General features: G+C 62.9%; 19 protein-coding genes and 2 pseudogenes. 10 read left to right on the forward strand and 11 right to left on the reverse strand.

Translation table 11 applies throughout. The annotated features are described in order from the left end of the window. Positions 1-50 precede the first annotated feature (50 nt). Complete coding sequence (locus OHD62_RS16260; RefSeq protein ID WP_263783790.1) at positions 51-767, reverse strand: uroporphyrinogen-III synthase; 717 nt, start codon at positions 765-767, stop codon at positions 51-53. A gap of 1 nt (position 768) precedes the next feature. Further along, entirely contained in the window at positions 769-1,695 is a 927-nt protein-coding gene (hemC, locus tag OHD62_RS16265) for a hydroxymethylbilane synthase (RefSeq protein ID WP_263783791.1), read from the reverse strand. Between the two features lie 102 nt (positions 1,696-1,797). Here hemC and tsaD point away from each other — a divergent pair, with 102 nt between their 5' ends. From tsaD to OHD62_RS16295, 6 genes are all read left to right on the forward strand, one after another. Beyond that, positions 1,798-2,883 carry a tRNA (adenosine(37)-N6)-threonylcarbamoyltransferase complex transferase subunit TsaD gene (gene tsaD / locus OHD62_RS16270; RefSeq protein ID WP_263783902.1) on the forward strand — a complete coding sequence of 362 codons (1,086 nt, stop codon included), beginning with the start codon at positions 1,798-1,800 and terminating at the stop codon, positions 2,881-2,883. Then, positions 2,880-3,890: an NAD(P)H-dependent glycerol-3-phosphate dehydrogenase gene (locus OHD62_RS16275; RefSeq protein WP_263783792.1), complete on the forward strand. Its 1,011-nt coding sequence runs from the start codon at positions 2,880-2,882 to the stop codon at positions 3,888-3,890. The genes tsaD and OHD62_RS16275 overlap by 4 nt, the downstream gene beginning before the upstream one ends. 26 nt (positions 3,891-3,916) lie before the next feature. Continuing rightward, the gene (locus tag OHD62_RS16280; protein WP_263783793.1) at positions 3,917-4,213 is read left to right on the forward strand and encodes a YciI-like protein; all 297 of its coding nucleotides are present in this window, start codon (positions 3,917-3,919) and stop codon (positions 4,211-4,213) included. Between the two features lie 26 nt (positions 4,214-4,239). After that, positions 4,240-4,665 carry an EVE domain-containing protein gene (locus OHD62_RS16285; protein ID WP_263783794.1) on the forward strand — a complete coding sequence of 142 codons (426 nt, stop codon included), beginning with the start codon at positions 4,240-4,242 and terminating at the stop codon, positions 4,663-4,665. Further along, positions 4,620-5,318, forward strand: a complete 699-nt coding sequence (locus tag OHD62_RS16290) for a class I SAM-dependent methyltransferase (RefSeq protein ID WP_263783795.1) — start codon at positions 4,620-4,622, stop codon at positions 5,316-5,318. The genes OHD62_RS16285 and OHD62_RS16290 overlap by 46 nt, the downstream gene beginning before the upstream one ends. A 110-nt stretch (positions 5,319-5,428) precedes the next feature. Then, positions 5,429-5,851, forward strand: coding sequence for a DUF1761 domain-containing protein (locus OHD62_RS16295; protein WP_263783796.1), 423 nt, complete (start codon positions 5,429-5,431; stop codon positions 5,849-5,851). A 28-nt stretch (positions 5,852-5,879) separates the two neighbouring features. On the opposite strand, the gene gcvA is transcribed toward OHD62_RS16295, so the two are convergent. Further along, positions 5,880-6,830 carry a transcriptional regulator GcvA gene (gene gcvA / locus OHD62_RS16300; RefSeq protein WP_263783797.1) on the reverse strand — a complete coding sequence of 317 codons (951 nt, stop codon included), beginning with the start codon at positions 6,828-6,830 and terminating at the stop codon, positions 5,880-5,882. A 164-nt stretch (positions 6,831-6,994) separates the two neighbouring features. On the opposite strand from gcvA, the gene OHD62_RS16305 reads away from it, so the two are divergent. Then, positions 6,995-7,249 (forward strand): hypothetical protein, encoded by a 255-nt coding sequence (locus OHD62_RS16305; protein ID WP_263783798.1) that lies wholly within the window; start codon positions 6,995-6,997, stop codon positions 7,247-7,249. A gap of 82 nt (positions 7,250-7,331) precedes the next feature. Here the strand turns inward: OHD62_RS16305 and OHD62_RS16310 are convergent, their stop codons facing one another. Further along, on the reverse strand, positions 7,332-7,787 hold the full coding sequence (locus OHD62_RS16310) for a L,D-transpeptidase family protein (protein WP_412177389.1): 456 nt from the start codon (positions 7,785-7,787) through the stop codon (positions 7,332-7,334). Here OHD62_RS16310 and OHD62_RS35745 point away from each other — a divergent pair. From OHD62_RS35745 to OHD62_RS16320, 3 genes and pseudogenes are all read left to right on the forward strand, one after another. Next, a pseudogene (locus OHD62_RS35745) lies at positions 7,760-7,843 on the forward strand (hypothetical protein); the annotation flags it as partial. The gene OHD62_RS16310 and the pseudogene OHD62_RS35745 overlap by 28 nt on opposite strands. A gap of 169 nt (positions 7,844-8,012) precedes the next feature. Then, positions 8,013-8,696 carry a response regulator transcription factor gene (locus OHD62_RS16315; RefSeq protein ID WP_263783800.1) on the forward strand — a complete coding sequence of 228 codons (684 nt, stop codon included), beginning with the start codon at positions 8,013-8,015 and terminating at the stop codon, positions 8,694-8,696. A 226-nt stretch (positions 8,697-8,922) separates the two neighbouring features. Further along, positions 8,923-9,378, forward strand: coding sequence for a cyclic nucleotide-binding domain-containing protein (locus OHD62_RS16320; RefSeq protein ID WP_263783801.1), 456 nt, complete (start codon positions 8,923-8,925; stop codon positions 9,376-9,378). A gap of 144 nt (positions 9,379-9,522) precedes the next feature. On the opposite strand, the pseudogene OHD62_RS16325 reads toward OHD62_RS16320, so the two are convergent. The 7 genes and pseudogenes from OHD62_RS16325 to tesB form a co-directional block, all read right to left on the reverse strand. After that, positions 9,523-10,330 (reverse strand): annotated as a pseudogene (locus tag OHD62_RS16325) (exodeoxyribonuclease III). A gap of 110 nt (positions 10,331-10,440) precedes the next feature. Further along, entirely contained in the window at positions 10,441-11,106 is a 666-nt protein-coding gene (locus OHD62_RS16330) for an outer membrane lipoprotein carrier protein LolA (RefSeq protein WP_263783802.1), read from the reverse strand. A gap of 197 nt (positions 11,107-11,303) precedes the next feature. After that, positions 11,304-13,961: an FtsK/SpoIIIE family DNA translocase gene (locus tag OHD62_RS16335; RefSeq protein WP_263783803.1), complete on the reverse strand. Its 2,658-nt coding sequence runs from the start codon at positions 13,959-13,961 to the stop codon at positions 11,304-11,306. 395 nt (positions 13,962-14,356) lie between these two features. After that, complete coding sequence (locus OHD62_RS16340) at positions 14,357-14,647, reverse strand: hypothetical protein (protein ID WP_263783804.1); 291 nt, start codon at positions 14,645-14,647, stop codon at positions 14,357-14,359. Positions 14,648-14,905: 258 nt separating this feature from the next. Continuing rightward, positions 14,906-16,336, reverse strand: coding sequence for an ammonium transporter (locus tag OHD62_RS16345; RefSeq protein WP_263783805.1), 1,431 nt, complete (start codon positions 16,334-16,336; stop codon positions 14,906-14,908). Between the two features lie 29 nt (positions 16,337-16,365). Next, positions 16,366-16,704 carry a P-II family nitrogen regulator gene (locus OHD62_RS16350; RefSeq protein WP_006327120.1) on the reverse strand — a complete coding sequence of 113 codons (339 nt, stop codon included), beginning with the start codon at positions 16,702-16,704 and terminating at the stop codon, positions 16,366-16,368. Positions 16,705-16,923: 219 nt separating this feature from the next. Continuing rightward, the gene (gene tesB / locus OHD62_RS16355; RefSeq protein ID WP_263783808.1) at positions 16,924-17,799 is read right to left on the reverse strand and encodes an acyl-CoA thioesterase II; all 876 of its coding nucleotides are present in this window, start codon (positions 17,797-17,799) and stop codon (positions 16,924-16,926) included. Positions 17,800-17,829 lie beyond the last annotated feature (30 nt).

A 17,829-nucleotide genomic window follows, 5' to 3' on the forward strand; every position in this document is an offset into this window, starting at 1 on the left:
GGTCTAGCACATCACCAAGCGGTGAAAAGGGGCGGCGTGATGACACGGGCTCAGCGCCACTGCCGCAAAAGCGCCAGAAGCGCCTCTTCGCTGGGCTCTTTCGCAATCTGCATTCTTTCGCCGGAAATATCCCCAAGGGCTGCGGCGATACGTCCCGACAGGGCAAAAAAATGAGTATTTTCAAAAAGATCATGCGGCTTTGGTCGCTCGATCAGGATCCGCATCGCTGCCGCGGCCTTGGCCGAATAAAGCAGGATCATCTCGACCGGCTGACCGGCCAGCCGCTCGATGATATCAGCGTCGGAATAGTCCAGCGCGATGGTGTCGTAAATCTCGACGGCGCGGACATGCACTGCGGCCGCCTTGAGCCGCTCCTCGAAGGTTGCAAAGCGCACGCGGCCGCAGAGATAGGCGATCGTCTTGCCGGAGAGGCTGCCCGCAAGCGTACTGGCCAGCGCTTCGGCATCGCCGGACCCTTCGCTGACGGACAGAAACCCGGCCTCTCGCGCGGTTTCCGCCGTCCGTTTGCCGACGGCAAGGCAGGGCAAGGCCGCGAGTGCCGCAATCAGCGCCTTCGGCGCATGGCGCAACGCATTGGCGCTGGTGACCGCGACGGCCACGGCATCGTCCGGAACCGCGCCGGCATCGGCTGGCAAGGGGACCGTTTCGGTCAAGGGCAACAGGATTGGCTGGAAGCCCATGTCCTGCAGCCGCCGTGCGGTGCGCGAGGCACCCGGTTCCGGTCTCGTCACCAGGACGCGGACCATGTCAGGCCCAGCCGTCGAAGAATTTTTCGCCGGCCCTGGCCCGCACGGTCCTGGCGGCGTCCGCTCCGATCAGCGCTGCGTCCCCGGCCGGGCCTTGCGCCTTGACCTCATGCGCGTCCGTGCCATCCGGCGAGATGATCAATCCGGCGAAGACGACCGTTCCCTCCGCGATCGTCGCATGGCCGGCGATCGGCGTACGGCAGGATCCGTCGAGCGCCGCGAGGAAGGCGCGTTCGCAGGCCAGCGCCTGCCCGGTCGGCAAATCATGGATTGCCGTTAGCATTTTCTCGACATCGCGATCGCCGATGCGGGTTTCGATGCAGATCGCGCCTTGCCCCGGCGCCGGCGGAAAGAGGTCGAGCGGCATCAGGTCGGTGACGACGTGTTCGAGCCCGAGCCGTTTCAGCCCGGCATAGGCGAGGATGGTGCCGTCGGCGATGCCCTCGTCCAGCTTGCGCAGCCGCGTCTGCACATTGCCGCGGAACATCACCACGTCGAGATCAAGCCGCATCCGCCGGATCAGCGCCTGGCGCCTCAGCGACGACGAGCCGACCTTGGCGCCTTGCGGCAGGTCGGCAATCGCCTTCGCCGCCTTGCCGATGAAAGCGTCGCGCGCATCCTCGCGCGGCAGGAAGGCGGACAGCTCCAGCCCGTCCGGCAATACCGTTGGCATGTCCTTTGACGAATGCACCGCAATGTCGATGCGGCGCTCAAGCAACGCCTCCTCGATCTCCTTGGTGAACAAGCCTTTGCCGCCGGCTTCCGACAATGGCCGGTCCTGAATGCGGTCTCCGCTGGTCGAGATGACGACGACTTCGAACGCTTCAGCCGGCATGTCATGCGCCGCCATCAGCCGCGCCTGCGTTTCATGCGCCTGCGCCAGCGCCAGCGGGCTGCCGCGTGTTCCGATTTTCAAGGTTGTTTGCATGGCGCGCGGTCCGTGATAACCCCCGAGCAAGCGAGACCTTGCCAAGCTTTCTCCTAACGGGGAAAGGTCTGCTATTCAATCATCGAGGACAGCGACGAATTGATCCGCGTTCTGGGCATTGAGACGAGTTGCGACGAGACCGCAGCCAGCGTGGTGACGCTGGAAGGCGATGCCGCGCCAAAAATCCTGTCCAATATCGTGCTCAGCCAGATCGAGGAGCACGCCGCCTTTGGCGGCGTCGTGCCGGAGATCGCCGCGCGCGCCCATGTCGAGGCGCTGGACGGCATTATTGAAGCAGCCCTTGCCGATTCGGACACAAAACTCGCCGACATCGATGCCATCGCCGCGACCGCCGGTCCCGGCCTCGTCGGCGGGCTGATCGTCGGGTTGATGACGGCCAAGGCGATTGCCGCGGCAGCGCACAAGCCGCTGCTCGCCATCAACCACCTCGAAGGCCACGCGCTGACCGCAAGGCTGACCGACGGGCTCGAGTTCCCCTATCTCTTGCTGCTGGTATCCGGTGGCCACACGCAGATCGTTGTCGTGCGCGGCGTCGGCGACTACCAGCGCTGGGCGACGACCATCGACGATGCGCTCGGCGAAGCCTTCGACAAGACGGCCAAGATGCTTGGCCTGCCCTATCCCGGCGGACCGAATGTCGAGAAGGCAGCCGCATCAGGCGATGCCACGCGTTTTACCTTTCCGCGTCCGATGAAAGGTTCGGCGCAGCCGGATTTCTCCTTCTCCGGACTGAAGACCGCCGTGCGGCAGGCAGCAACGGCGATTGCGCCATTGAGCGACCAGGATGTCGCCGATATCTGCGCCTCGTTCCAGGCGGCGGTGGCGGACGCGTTGGGCGATCGTGTTTCGCGGACGCTGAACCGGTTTCGTCAGGAATTTCCGGGCAAAGCGGAGCCGGCGCTGGTCGTTGCCGGCGGCGTCGCTGCCAACCGCACGATCAAGGCGACTTTGGAAGCCCTGTGCGTCGAGGCAGGCTTTCAATTTGTCGCACCGCCGTTGAAGCTCTGCACCGATAACGCCGCGATGATCGCCTGGGCCGGCATCGAAAGGCTGCGCGCCGGCATCGCGCAAGAAAACGCCGCCGATTTCGTGCCGCGTTCACGCTGGCCACTCGACAGCATCTCTGCCCCGATGGTCGGTTCGGGCCGGCGCGGAGCCAAGGCATGATCGGCGGCGAGGATAGGACACCAAGCGCCTGGCGCGTCGCCGTGCTTGGCGGCGGCGCCTGGGGCACGGCGCTGGCGCTGGCAATGCTGCGTGCCGGCCATTTCGTCCGCCTCTATGCGCGCGATCCGGAGACCGTCGCCGCGATCGACCACGGCGAAAATCCACGCTATCTTCCGGGTATTGCGATTGAGCCCGGCATCGTGGGGACGAGCGACATCAAAGCCGCGCTTGACGGCGCCGATTGCGTGTTGGCAGTGGCGCCGGCGCAGTCGCTGCGCGCCATGCTGACAGCCGCGAAAGACCATATGCCGCGAGGCGTCCCGCTGGTTCTCTGCGCCAAGGGCATCGAGCGCGACACCGGCGCGCTACTGTCGGCCATCGCCAGGGAGATCCTGCCTGAGAATCCGGTCGCCGCTCTGTCGGGGCCAAGTTTCGCCACCGACGTCGCCAGGGGCCTGCCGACCGCCGTGGTGGTCGCCGCCCGTGACGCGGATCTGGCGGCGGACCTTGCCGCACGCTTTTCGGCGGAGAACTTGCGCTGCTATTCGAGCGACGACCTGATCGGCGTCGAGATCGGCGGAGCGCTGAAGAACGTCTTCGCCATCGCCGCGGGTGCGGTCACCGGCGCCGGGCTCGGCGCCAGCGCCCAGGCCGCCATGGTGACGCGTGGCTTTGTCGAATTGCGCCGCCTGGGTGCGGCCTTCGGCGCCAAGCCGGAAACGCTGATGGGGCTTTCCGGCCTTGGCGACCTTTTGCTCACCTGCTCGTCCACGCAGTCGCGCAATTTCGCCTATGGGCTGGCGCTCGGGCAAGGCAAGCCACTTGCCGGCCTGCCATTGGCCGAAGGCGTGCCAACGGCGGCGATCGCTGCCCGCATCGCCATCGAACGCGGCATCGACGCGCCGATCATCACAGCCGTTGCTGCCATACTGGACGGCACAGTTACCATAAGCCAGGCTGTCACGGCGTTGATGACCAGGCCGCTGAAGACCGAAACTGACATATAATCGAGAACAATCCGGAGCTGCAAAAAATGCTGTTTGCGTGGATCTGCAAGGACAAGCCTGGAAAGCTGCAGGTGCGGCTCGATACACGGCCCGAGCACGTTGCCTTCCTGGAAGGGCTGAACAGCGAGAAGAAACTGGCCTTCGCCGGTCCGTTCCTCGACGCCGACGGCAAGCCGAATGGCAGTCTCGTCGTGGTCGAGGCACCCGATCTGGCCGCGGCGGATGCACTCTCCGCCGCCGATCCCTATGCCAAGGCCGGGCTGTTCGAGAGCGTCGAAATCCGCCAATGGAACTGGGTCTTTAACAAGCCGGCAGCTGGCTAATCTCCAGGCCTGAGAAGGAGCAAAAAATGAACTACTGGCTGTTCAAATCCGAACCCTCGGTCTTCTCTTTCGAAATGCTGAAGGCGAAGGGCAAAGCCGGCACGCAATGGGACGGCGTGCGCAACTATGCGGCGCGCAACAACATGAAGGCGATGCAGATTGGCGATCTCGGTTTCTTCTATCACTCCAACGAAGGGCTTGACGTCGTCGGCATCGCCGAGGTCTGCGCGCTTGCCCATCCCGACACCACCACTGACGATCCGCGTTGGGAATGCGTCGACATCCGCGCTTTCAAGGACGTGCCGAACCCGCCGACGCTGGAACAGGTCAAGGCCAATCCCAAGCTGGCCGAAATGGCGCTGGTCCGGCTCGGGCGGCTTTCCGTGCAGCCGGTGACGCCGGCCGAATGGAAAGAGGTCTGCCGCATGGGCGGCCTGTCACCCGCTCCGTGACGGCACTGACGCCGGACAACGCGAAGAAATTCATCCTCGACAACACGGCGCTGATGGCGCCGCCGCATGTGCCGGAAATTGTCCTGCATCTTGCTGACGAGGCGCATGATCTTTGGCTGCGGACAGAGGACGAGCTGACCGAAATCGGCCTGCCGCCACCCTTCTGGGCGTTCGCCTGGGCCGGCGGCCAGGGCCTTGCCCGCTATGTCATCGACAATCCGGGGACAGTGAACGGCAAGCGCGTGCTCGACTTCGCTTCCGGCTCCGGCCTTGTCGCCATTGCGGCAGCGAAGGCCGGTGCAGTAGAGGTGATTGCCGCCGACATCGACCCGTTCTGCGCGACCGCGATCCGCCTCAATGCCGAGGCCAATGGCGTCGGGATCAAATTCCTCGGCACCGACTGTATAGCAACCGATTCCGGTTGGGATGTGGTCCTGGCCGGTGACGTCTTTTACGACAGATCCTTCGCTGACAGGCTGATGCCATGGTTCGCGGCGCTGAAAGCGCGCGGCGCCGAGATACTCGTCGGCGACCCCGGCCGTGCCTATCTGCCGAAAGCGGGGCTAGAATCGCTTGCCGTCTACGAGGTGGCGGTAACGCGGGCGCTGGAAGACTCCCTGGTCAAGCGCACCACCGTGTGGCGCTTTGCTTGACGGCAGCGCCGAACAGGCGTTCCATCGCGCACCGATTTTGAGAGTACGCATGTCGTGTCCCAAAACCGCTGAACACTTTTGGGCGACATGCTTCGGGGGGAGGCAAATTCATGGATTTTTCGGCAGTGAACTGGCTGGCGGTGATCGTCGCCGCCGTGGTGGCGTGGCTGTTCGGCGCGGTCTGGTACATGGGTTTGAGCAAACCGTGGCTGAAGGCCGCCAAGCTTGATCCGGCAACGATGAAGAAATCGCCGCTGCCCTTCGTCATCTCCTTCATCGCCGAACTGTTGATGGCATTTGTCACCGCCCTGATCGTCGGCGCGATGACCGGCGGCGAACCCAGCCTCGTTGCCGGGCTCGTCTTCGGTTTCGTCCTGTGGCTGGGTTTCGTTGCCACGACGCTCTCCGTCAACCATCGCTATGAAGGCTTCGGCTGGGATCTGACCCTGATCGACGCCGGCCACTGGCTTGGCGTGCTGCTTCTCATCGGCGCGGTGATCGGCTGGTTCGGTGCGCCGATAGTCGCGGGCTGAGCATCGCCGCAGCGAAAACGGGGCGACGCTAAAGCTCGTCCCAGCTTTGGCGTGTCGGATCTGGCTGCGGCTTGTGAACTTCGTTCAGGAGCCAGTCCCTGAACGCCACGATCCTGGCGTCATCAGCGGCTCCCTGCGGGTAGACCAGGTGATAGGCGAAGTCGGGCGCCACCTTGATGCCCAGTGCGAATGGCTGCACCAGCCGCCCTTCGGAGAGGTCATTTGCCACCATAGCGAACTCGGCAAGCGCCACGGCATTGCCGTCGAGCGCGGCCTGCACCGCATCCGATGAGCTGCCGAAGACGATGGTCCGGCTGTCATCGAAATCGTCGACGCCGGCCGCCGCCATCCACATGCGCCAGTTCGGCCATGTCACACCCTGGCGCGACCACGCGATATGGGCAAGCGTATGATGGAAGAGGTCGCGCGGCTCCTTCAGCGGCGGCCCTGCCCGCAGCAGCGCCGGACTGCAGACAGGAATGATGACATTGTCGAACAGGCGGTGGCTGCAAAGCCCGGGATATTTCCCGGTTCCGAAGCGGATGCCTGCATCGACGTCGTCACGTTCGAAGTCGCGCACCTCATAAGTAATGTCGAACCTCAGTTCGATGCCCGGCCGCTGCTTGCGAAAATCCTCGACGCGCCGCATCAGCCATTTTGTCGCGAACTGCGCGTCGAGCGTTATCTTCAGCAACGTCGTTCCGCGCGTCATCTTGTGCGCCCGCGAAACCGCCCGGCCGAGCAGGTCCAGCGCGTCGGCCGAGGCCTCGAACAGCACGGCGCCCGCCTCGGTCAGCCGGATGGTGCGGCTGGTGCGCGTGAACAGCACGATGCCGAGTTGATCCTCGATTTCCTTGATCTGATGGCTGACCGCGGCCGGCGTCAGGCCGAGTTCGTCGGCGGCGCGGGTGAAATTGAGGTGCCGGGCCGCCGCTTCCAGCGTCCTTAGGGCACGCGTTCCCGGCAGCAGGCGGGCCATCAGCGCGGCATGATTTTTGGCAGGATCATCGCTTCCGATCCACAAATAAAACTTGATGATACGGCAAAAACTACTCGTTTCCCTCTTAAATTTCAATACGGCATGATGTGATCATCAAGAAACCATCAAACCGGATTTGATATCCGGATGGAACGGATCAGGTCATGTCACACATCGTTTTGAAGTCTCCTTCTGCCGAGCCAATCTGGCTGCGCGCGGCAATTGAATGGTTCCGCCACGCCAAAATCGCGGTCAACCTCCCGCAGAAGCCCAACCTCCGGCATGAAAATGTCGAGGACCTGTCGGATCGCCAACTGCGCGACATCGGCGCCGAACGCAAGGATGTCGCCCGCGCCGTGGACCGGGAACTAGGCCGGCTCGGTCTGCTCGACATTGGCTGGCAGAAGCCGCGACACTAATGGGAAGGCAGTAGGCAGTAGGAAATAGGCAGTGGGAAAGAGAGAACACTGCTATTCCCTACTCCCTACTGCCTACTGCCTCCTACCTCACCACCTTCACCACCGTCCTGTCCGACAACAGCGGCAACAGCCGCACCATCGTACGTGCCGTCACCGCCACGCAGCCTTGCGTCGGTGTGAAGCCGGGGCGCGCCAGATGGAAGAAGATGGCACTGCCGCGCCCGCGTCGGCGCGGCGCGATGTTCCAGTCAAGCACCAGGCAGGCGTCATAGAGCCGGTCTGAACGGCGCATCCGCTCATGGCTGGCGCCATAGGGGATCTTAACCGGACGATTGTAGTTGCGGTCGTCCGGCACTTCGCACCAGCCGAGATCTGGCCCGATCGGCGACATCGCCAGCCGGGTTTTGCGAGCTCCGGAAAAATGATCTCCGCGAAAGTATCCTGACAATATCCGCATCGAGGCAAGCGGCGTGGCGCCGTCGCCTTCGCGCTTGCCGGCCGAGATGCCGCCGCGTCCCAGTGCGCATGGAAACACCAGTCCGCCGGCCTGCAGGAGCCCCTGGCTGGCATTGCCTGGCCTGGCGCGCACGGTGAGCACGCGAAGCGCTTTTGGCAAAAATGCGCCGGCTGCATTGCGCTGCCGTTTTTTCTTGTATGATCGTGTCACGGAACAAATCACTGTGATCGGCTGTTGTGTCGGTCAACTTCAGCATAAACGGGGGGCGGTCAACTGAATTTTCTTTTCAAAACAACGGATTGATCCATGACCTCACGCACCATTCTGATCGTTGACGATGATGACGACCTGCGCGGCACACTCGTCGAGCAATTGTCCCTCTACGAGGAATTCGACGTCCTGCAGGAAGCAACCGCCGCCAAAGGCGTCGCCGCGGCGCGCGGCGGCCTCATCGATCTGCTCATCATGGATGTCGGCCTGCCCGACATGGATGGCCGGGAAGCGGTGAAGATACTGCGCAAGGGCGGCTACAAGGCTCCGATCATCATGCTGACCGGACACGACACCGATTCCGATACGATTCTCGGTCTCGAAGCCGGCGCCAACGACTATGTGACGAAGCCGTTCCGTTTCGCCGTGCTTCTGGCCCGCATCCGGGCGCAGCTTCGCCAGCACGAGCAGAGCGAGGACGCCACCTTTTCGGTCGGTCCCTACACTTTCAAGCCAAGCCAGAAGCTTCTGATCGACCAGCGCGGCACCAAGGTGCGGCTGACCGAGAAGGAAGCCTCGATCATCAAATATCTCTACCGCGCCGATCAGAAGGTGGTGACACGCGACGTGCTACTCGAGGAAGTCTGGGGCTATAATTCCGGCGTCACCACGCACACGCTTGAAACCCATGTCTACCGGCTGCGCCAGAAGATCGAGCGCGATCCTTCCAATGCGGAAATTCTTGTGACAGAAAGCGGCGGCTACAAGCTGGTTCCTTAAACATTTCATCATCCAATGAGCGGTCGGGGCGGGGACGTTTTTCGGGTACGGTCCTGAGGCTGGAGGTGGTTCTGGATCGAACCCGCTGGCGCATCGGTCCAAAGATCGGAATCGGTTTTTGGAAGGCACGATGCGTAGATTCAAGGCGTTGGAGCGTTCCTTGCGTCCTGAGGGACGCGCGGCGCTCAAAGGGAGGAGCGGACTGTCGGTTCGGGGACATAGCTAGATGGCGCTGGATGACGACATTCGCATCCTGTCCACCGTAAGGCTCTTCGAGGACTTTACGGAGGAACAGTTGCGTCTGCTCGCCTTCGGCGCCGAAACCACCTTGCTGCAGGCCGACCACAAGCTTTACCGCGAGGACGATGTAGCGGATTCCGCCTATATCGTGGTCAGCGGGCGCATTGTGCTCTATCGCGAGCAGAATGGCGACCGCGTCCCGATCGGCACAGCCGGCCCCGGTACGATGCTGAGCGAGCTGGCGCTGATCGCCGACACCAATCGGCTGACCAGCGCCTACGCCGAAATCGATTCGGAAGTTCTGCGGCTCAGCCGCAAGATGTTCCGCCGCATCCTGGAGGAGTACCCCGATATCGCGGTCCATCTGCACCAGCGTATCTCCGAGGATTTCCAGGCAATGATCCGTCGCATCGAGAAACTGGCAACGCGTTTCGAAGGCTGAGCGAAATCCGCACGGATCTTCGACCAACTCTCTCAGCTGGGAACCCGCATAAGCCTTCGCCGCGCCAAGATATGTCGAGATTCAGGTCAGGCCGAGTCGAAAACCGCCATTTGCAGGCCGGCATCACCCAAATATCGACATACCTTATTCCAGGTCGAAGCGCGCTATGACCGGCACATGGTCCGAGGGCCGTTCCCAGCCGCGCGCCAGCCGCAGGATCTCGTAGCCGGCAAAATTCGGCACCAGGTTTGGCGACGACCAGACATGGTCCAGCCGCCGGCCGCGATCCGATGCTTCCCAATCCTGCGCGCGGTAGCTCCACCAGGTGTAGAGCTTCTGCTCATGCGGCACGTTGAGCCGCATCAGGTCGACCCAGTCGCCGGCCAGTCGCATCGCCTCGAAGCTTTCCGTCTCGACCGGCGTGTGGCTGACCACCTTCAGGAGCTGCTTATGCGACCAGACATCGTGCTCGAGCGGTGCGATGTTGAGATCGCCGACCAGGATCGAACCGGAGACCTCGTCATGCTCGGCGCGGATGGCGTTCATTTCGGCGACGAAATCCAGCTTGTGCCTGAACTTGCGGTTGATCTCCGGGTCGGGCTCGTCGCCGCCGGCCGGAACATAGAAATTATGCAGCAGGATCGCACTTGCCGCCGGCCCTCACGGTGACCGACAGATGCCGGCTGTCGTCGATCTCGCAGAAGCGGCGCTTTTCGACCACTTCGATCGGTCGGCGCGCCACCGTCGCCACGCCGTGATAGCCTTTCTGGCCATGGAAGGCGATGTGCTCGTAGCCAAGCTTGCGGAAGGCCTTTTCGGGAAACAGCTCGTCGGGAACCTTCGTTTCCTGCAGGCAAAGCACATCCGGCGCCTGTTCCCTAAGCAGGCGCTCGACGATCGGCATGCGCAGGCGGACGGAATTGATGTTCCAGGTGGCGACGGAAAAGGGCATGCGCAGGATCCAACGGGCGACGCCGGAACCTGCCAGCCGCAGGCCTCAAAAACAAGCTGAGCCGCGCCCTGCACAGCGCGGCTCGCTTCTATCCACAGCTATCGAAATGCTCAGCGCGATTTGGTGTTCAGTTCACGGTTAGCCGTATAATCGATGGCGAAGGTGTCGGGAGCGAAGTTGACGCCCTCCTTGACGTTGAAGATCATCACCGTCGTGTCCTTGCCTTGCGCGTCGGTGATGGTCCATTGGCGCAATTCGTAGGATTTCGGATCGAACATCATGGTGATCTTCGAATTGCCGAACACCGATTTGTCGGCGAGCTGAATGGTGGTGAGGTCGTTCTCTTCCTTGACGCTTTTGACGCGGCCGCCGGAGAGATCGATCCTGGTGTCGAGCAGCAGTTTGAGCGGCGTCTTCGACAGCGGATAGAGGTCGGATGTGTTCAGCCTCTTGTTGAGGATGACCACTGACTTGCCGTCGGAAATCACCCTGAAATTCGACGCTCCGTCATAGTTGAAGCGGATCTTGCCCGGCCGCTCCAGGAAGAACTTGCCGCCGGTCTGCTCGCCCTTGGGCCCGAACTGGACGAACTCGCCGCTCATCGATTTGACAGAGGAGAAGTGGTCGGCGATTTTCTGCGCCGTCTCTGGCGCCGCCGCCTGCGCCGAGGCCAGCAGCTGGAATCCAGGCATTACATTGACGGCCGCGGCCCCGGCGAGCACCAGGCCAAGGCCAAGCAACTGGCGGCGGTTTGGGGCGAAAGCTGAGTTGTTCATGCCGGTCACTCTCTTGTGGTTCCGGCGCATGACCCCGAAAATCGGATTCGGAAAGGAACATGCGCGAATTAAATGTTGTCGATGTCCTGGACCCCCAGTTGGGCTTAAGTTTGGCGGATCGAACAGAGCTCGGTCGCTAGAACGCGCCAGAAGGTCCAAAGGTTGCCGGCCAGGGTCCATCGCACCGCCCCGGCCAATCAGAACTTGTCGTCCTCCGTCGGTACCAGAATCTCGCGCTTTCCGGCATGGTTGGCCGGGCCGACAATGCCTTCCTTCTCCATCTTCTCGATGATCGAGGCGGCACGGTTGTAGCCGATGCCGAGCCGGCGCTGGATGTAGCTGGTCGAGGCCTTGCCGTCGCGCAGCACCACCGCGACCGCCTGGTCGTAGGGATCGTCGGAATCCTCGAAATTGCCGCCGCCACCGCCACCGGATCCGCCTTTGCCCGACGGCTCGTCATCGTCCTCCTCGTCGTCCTCGGTGATGGCGTCGAGATATTCCGGCACGCCTTGCAGCTTCAGATGCGCGACGATCCTCTCGACCTCGTCATCGGACACGAAGGGACCATGCACGCGCTGGATGCGGCCGCCGCCGGCCATATAGAGCATGTCGCCCATGCCGAGCAGCTGTTCGGCGCCCTGCTCGCCGAGGATGGTGCGGCTGTCGATCTTCGACGTCACCTGGAAGGAGATGCGGGTCGGGAAATTGGCCTTGATCGTGCCGGTGATGACGTCGACGGAAGGGCGCTGCGTCGCCATGATCACATGGATGCCGGCGGCGCGCGCCATTTGCGCCAGGCGCTGCACCGCGCCTTCGATGTCCTTGCCGGCGACCATCATCAGGTCGGCCATCTCGTCGATGATGACGACGATATAGGGCATCGGCTCGAGATCGAGGTTTTCCGTTTCGTAGATCGCCTCGCCGGTCTGGCGGTCGAAGCCGGTCTGCACGGTGCGCGAGATCTTCTCGCCTTTCTTGTCGGCTTGGCTGACGCGAACGTTGAAGCCATCGATATTGCGCACGCCGACCTTCGACATCTTGCGGTAGCGATCCTCCATCTCGCGCACCGTCCATTTCAGCGCCACCACGGCCTTCTTCGGATCGGTGACGACGGGCGTCAAAAGATGCGGGATGCCATCATAGACCGAAAGTTCCAGCATTTTCGGATCGATCATGATCAGCCGGCAGTCCTGCGGCGTCAGCCGGTAGAGCAGCGACAGGATCATGGTGTTGATGGCGACCGATTTGCCCGAGCCGGTGGTGCCGGCGACCAGCACATGCGGCATCTTGGCGATATCGACGATGACCGCCTCGCCATTGATGGTCTTGCCGAGCGCAAGCGCCAGCTTGGCCTTGGTCGTCTCGAAATCGCGGCTGGCCATGATCTCCCTGAGATAGACGGTCTCGCGCTTGGCGTTCGGCAGTTCGATGCCGATGGCGTTGCGGCCGGGCACCACGGCGACGCGGCAGGCGATCGCGCTCATCGAGCGGGCAATGTCGTCGGACAGGCCGATGACCCGCGACGATTTGATGCCTGGCGCCGGCTCGAGCTCGTAGAGCGTAACCACCGGACCTGGGCGCACGGCAATGATCTCGCCCTTGACGCCGAAATCCTCCAGCACGCCTTCGAGCAGGCGGGCATTTTGTTCCAGCGCATCCTTGGACAGGCTGGCGTCGCGCACCACATTCTTCGGCTCGGACAGGAAATGCAGCGACGGCATTTCGAATGTCTCGGAGCCGATCAGCGAGGTCTGTGCCTCGCGCTGGACACGGGCGCCCGGAACCGGACGCGGCGCCGGCGCTTCGACGCGGGTCGCCGCATCGGAGCGGAAGTTCTGCACTTTCGCATTGGGCGCGGCGCGACGCTGGCCCATGGGTTCGGGCGCAAAGTCCATGTCGTCATCATCGTCGAAGACATCGGCATCGTCTGGGTCGAGCGAGGCATTGCGGTCGTTGACCATCGCGGCGAAGAATTCCGGTTCGACGCGGGCGCGGCCATCCGGGCTCATCCGCGCCTCGGCGAACTCTGCCGATTCGACCCGCTCGGCGGCGCGCCGCCAGGCGCTGGGACGCGGTTCCATCTCGGGTTCGAAATCGTCATGCTCACGCCGCCGTGCGGCGCGGCGACGAAGATAGCCACGAAACGACAGCCACCAATGGGTGATCGCGCCAAGCGCCAATATGCCTTCGTCGCCTTCGTCGTCGTCATCGTCGAATAGCAACTCGTCCTCGCGCGCATCGGGCGCGGCCGGCTCCTCTTCCATGACCGCAAAGCCGTTCTTGCGCGCAATCAGCGCCGAGCCATAGGCAAACAGCCACAGCGACGGCGCGGCCAGAAGCACGGCGAGCACGCTGGCGATGAGGCCGGTCGGATAGCCGCCGATGACGAGGCCCGGGATATTGAGCACCATGTCGCCGAACACGCCGCCGAGGCCGGTCGGCAGCGGCCAGGTCTTGGGCGGCACCACGCAGCCGGCGATCGCGGCGGCAAGCAATGCAAAGCCGAACCAGGCGAGCCCGCGCTTCGGCAACCTGTCGACGCCGCGCGCCGAGAACAGCAGAAATCCCCAGATCACCGCCGGCACCAGGGCCGCGACGGCGGCGAGACCGAAGAATTGCATGGCAAGGTCGGAGAAGACAGCGCCGGCATAGCCCATGGCGTTGGTGACGATGTTGCCGGTGGCGTGGGAGAAGCTCGGATCGGCGACGTTCCAGGTGGCGAGACTGGCGACGCCAAAGGCGACCAGCGCAAACAGGCCGGCGCCGACCAGCCGGCCGACCTGACGCCGCGCGAACGCCCGGATGCCCTGCCCCGTATCGGCCAGCGCGAGCGGTGCTGAAGCCCCTGAACGCATGCTCTTCCCCGTCTGTCATTGTCCGGCCCGAGCGCATGACGCACTCCGGCAGATTCGGACACCAGACTATCGGCGGGAAGGTTAAGGCCGCATTAACTATAAGAGGTTGAGAGCGCTATTGCTCATCACCGGCGGTTGAGCGGCACGTCGCGGCACGGCTGGACGAGGTGCGTGCATACAAACAAGAAAGCCTCGCGGGCCGAGCCAGCGAGGCCTTATCTTGAACAGGCAAAAGTGGGATTTCGCCCTCAGATCGATCCGGGGGGGTGGATCGGGATGGGTTCTACCAGCAAGCGCAGATGGCGCGGAATCACGATCGCTTGAGACGTTTGTGAGCCGACGCCCTCGCCATTGGCAAACGCAGAAATGATCAGGCTTCAGCCTGGGCGCGAAAACTAGTTGGCGCCACCGAGCGCCTGCACATTGGCGCAGAATTCGGCGTGCGGTTTGCTCATCGCCGCATCATTGCATTCCTTCTTCATCGCTTCCTGTTTTTCCATCGGCATCGCCATGAAAGCGGACTTGAACTCCGCCATCGGCTTCATGGTTTTCATGCCGGAATCGGCGAAGAACGGCGCCATATTGTCCGGCTCGTCGAGCGCGCCGGCAAAGGCCGTGCCGCTGACCATGGCAAGAGCAAGTGCCCCGAGGCAGGCAGACTTGAGGCAGATGTTTCCTATGTTCATGGAATGGTTCCTTCCCTGGTTTTCACGAGCGTCCAGACGACGATCGCCACACCAGTTCGGGGCCGGCAGCGCCGATGTTTCATGGCCTTCGGCCGATCGGGCGCCTGATCAAGCGATTGTGATCCGGGCAGCACCCGTCATCGGCGCGCAAAAAAAAGAGGCCCGGACATGTCCGGGCCTCAAGGCGTGAGCCCCTTTCGGGAGCGTCACGACGGGATGGGAGGATGCGGGGGGGCCGAGGCCGCCCCCGACAAAAGCTTACGGGTGGTAAGCCGCTTCGCCGTGCGAGGTGAGATCGAGTCCTTCGCGCTCTGCATCGGCGGTTGGGCGCAGGCCTACGATCAAGTCGACGATCTTGTAGAGGATGGCGCTGCCGATGCCCGACCAGAGGAGGGTTACCAGGACACCCTTGAACTGCGACCACAACTGGGTGGCCGTGCCGGCATAGCCGGCGGCGAAGTCGGCTGTCGAATAATCGACGATGCCGGCGCCACCGAGCGCGGGATTGACCAGGATGCCGGTGCCGAGCGCGCCGATGATGCCGCCGATGCAGTGGATACCGAAGACGTCGAGGCTGTCGTCGTAGCCGAACTTGTTCTTCACCACCGAGACGAAGAAGTAGCAGACGCAGGTGGCGACGATGCCGAGCACGATGGCGCCCATCGGTCCGGCAAAGCCGGCGGCGGGGGTGACGGCAACGAGGCCGGTAACAGCGCCCGAAACGGCGCCAAGCATGGACGCTTTGCCGCGCAGCAGCGTTTCAAGCACGATCCAGGTCACTGCCGCCGCCGCAGTAGCGACGAAGGTGTTGACCATGGCCAGCACCGCATAGGCGTTCGCCTCGAGATTCGAACCGGCGTTGAAGCCGAACCAGCCGACCCACAGCAGTGAAGCGCCGACCATGGTCAGCGTCATCGAGTGCGGCGCCATGACGTCCTTCTGGTAGCCGATGCGCTTGCCGATCATCAGCGCGCCGACAAGGCCGGCAATGCCCGCATTGATGTGGACCACCGTGCCGCCAGCGAAGTCGATGGCGCCGAAGCTGAAGATGAGCCCGGACGGGTCGCTATAAGCGCTCGGGCCACCCCAGAACCAGACCATGTGCGCGATCGGGAAGTAGATGAACGTGACCCAGAGGATGGTGAAAAGGATCACGGCGGAGAACTTGATGCGTTCGGCGAAGGCACCGACGATCAGGGCAGGCGTGATGCAGGCGAAGGTCATCTGGAAAAGGACGAACACCAGTTCAGGAATGGCGACGCCCTTGGTGAAGGTTTCCGACAGCGTCGTCACGTCGACGCCGGCAAGAAACATCTTGGAAAGGCCACCGACGAAGGCATTGCCGGGGGTGAAGGCAAGGCTGTAGCCGTAGAAAACCCAGACGATCATGACCACGCTGGTGATGGTGAAGACCTGCATCAGCACCGACAGCATGTTCTTGGCGCGAACCAGGCCGCCGTAGAAAAGGGCAAGGCCGGGAATGGTCATCAACAGCACCAGTATGGTGGAAACCATCATCCACGTCGTGTCGCCCTTGTCGACGGTGAAGGCCGGGGCCGCAGGCGCCGCCGCTTCAGCGGCAGGCGCCGCTTCCTGTGCGAAAGCGGCAACCGTGCCCAGCGCTCCGAGCGTGACCGCGCCCAGCAGCGCGGTGCGCGCCGCTGACTTCAAGGTGGAAGAAATATTCATTGAACTCTCCATTGGAATACGTGCGCGGCTCAAAGCGCGTCGGTGTCTGTTTCGCCGGTGCGAATGCGCACGGCCTGGTCGATGCCGAAGACGAAGATCTTGCCGTCGCCGATCTGTCCGGTCTTGGCCGCGGCGGTGATGGCTTCGACGGCCTTGTCGACCATGTCGGCACCCACTGCGACCTCGATCTTGATCTTTGGCAGGAAGCTGACCGCGTATTCCGCCCCGCGATAGATTTCAGTGTGTCCCTTCTGACGCCCGTAGCCTTTGACTTCGGTGACGGTCAGGCCCTGGATGCCGACTGCGGTGAGCGCTTCGCGCACCTCGTCGAGCTTGAACGGCTTGATGATTGCCATCACGATTTTCATAAGGTTTCACCCTTTGCTGTTGCGGGTCCCCCGCGTTTGCACGACTTCGCCGATCCCGTGAGAGCCGGAGAGTGCCCACGAGGATTCAAGCTCCGTGCCAATTGCCGAAGCAGTCCATTAACCTGTTGTAAACAAAGAGATTAGCCGGCCACCAACAGCCGACTGTTCAGAGTTGCGGCACTGTGCCTGATTAAAAAATAGGCAATTTTTAGAAAATGCCTATTCCTCAGGCGGGCGCTTCAACCGGATAAGGCCTTCCTGTGCAACCGAGGCGATCAACGTGCCGTCGCGGGCAAACAGCAAACCGCGTGTGAACCCCCGCGACCCCTGCGTCGACGGGCTGTCCTGCGTGTACAGGATCCAGTCGTCGAGCGGATGGCTGCGGTGGAACCACATGGCATGGTCAAGGCTTGCCGCCTGGATGTCGCGGTCGAAGATGGCGCGGCCATGGGCGAAGGTCGAGGTATCGAGCAGCGTCATATCGGAGAGGTAGGCGAGCACGGCGGCCTGTGTGGCGCGATCGGCCGGCACCGGGCCGGTGGTGCGGATCCAGATGTTCTGCTTCGGCTCCAGCTTTTCCCGGCTTGTATAATGCTTCAGCATCACCGGCTTCATCTCGATCGGTCGGTCACGCTCCCAATAGCGCCTGATGCCGTCGGGCACGGCCTCGCCAAATTTGCCGAGCAATTCGCGCTGCGACAGCAACGTGTCGGGCGCCGGCACGTCCAGCGGCATCGGCACCTGATGCTCGAGGCCGACCTCATCCTGCTGGAACGAGGCCTCCAGTGAAAAAATCGCCTGGCCGTGCTGGATCGCCACGACGCGGCGCGTGGTGAAGGAGCCGCCATCGCGGATGCGGTCGACTTCGTAGATGATCGGCACCTTGGTGTCGCCGGGCCGCATGAAATAGCCATGCAGCGAATGCACATGGCGTTCGGGCTCGACCGTTCGCTGCGCCGCGACCAGCGCCTGGGCGATGGTCTGGCCGCCGAAAATGCGCTGCCAGTCGAGTTTGGGACTGCGACCACGGTACAGGTTGTGTTCGAGCTGTTCGAGGTCGAGAATGTCGAGAAGCTCGTCCATGGCCGCCGTCATGTTTCACGCTCCTGCCGCGGAAGTGTTATG

This window comes from Mesorhizobium sp. YC-39 (assembly GCF_025753795.1).
Classification (GTDB): Bacteria; Pseudomonadota; Alphaproteobacteria; order Rhizobiales; family Rhizobiaceae; genus Mesorhizobium.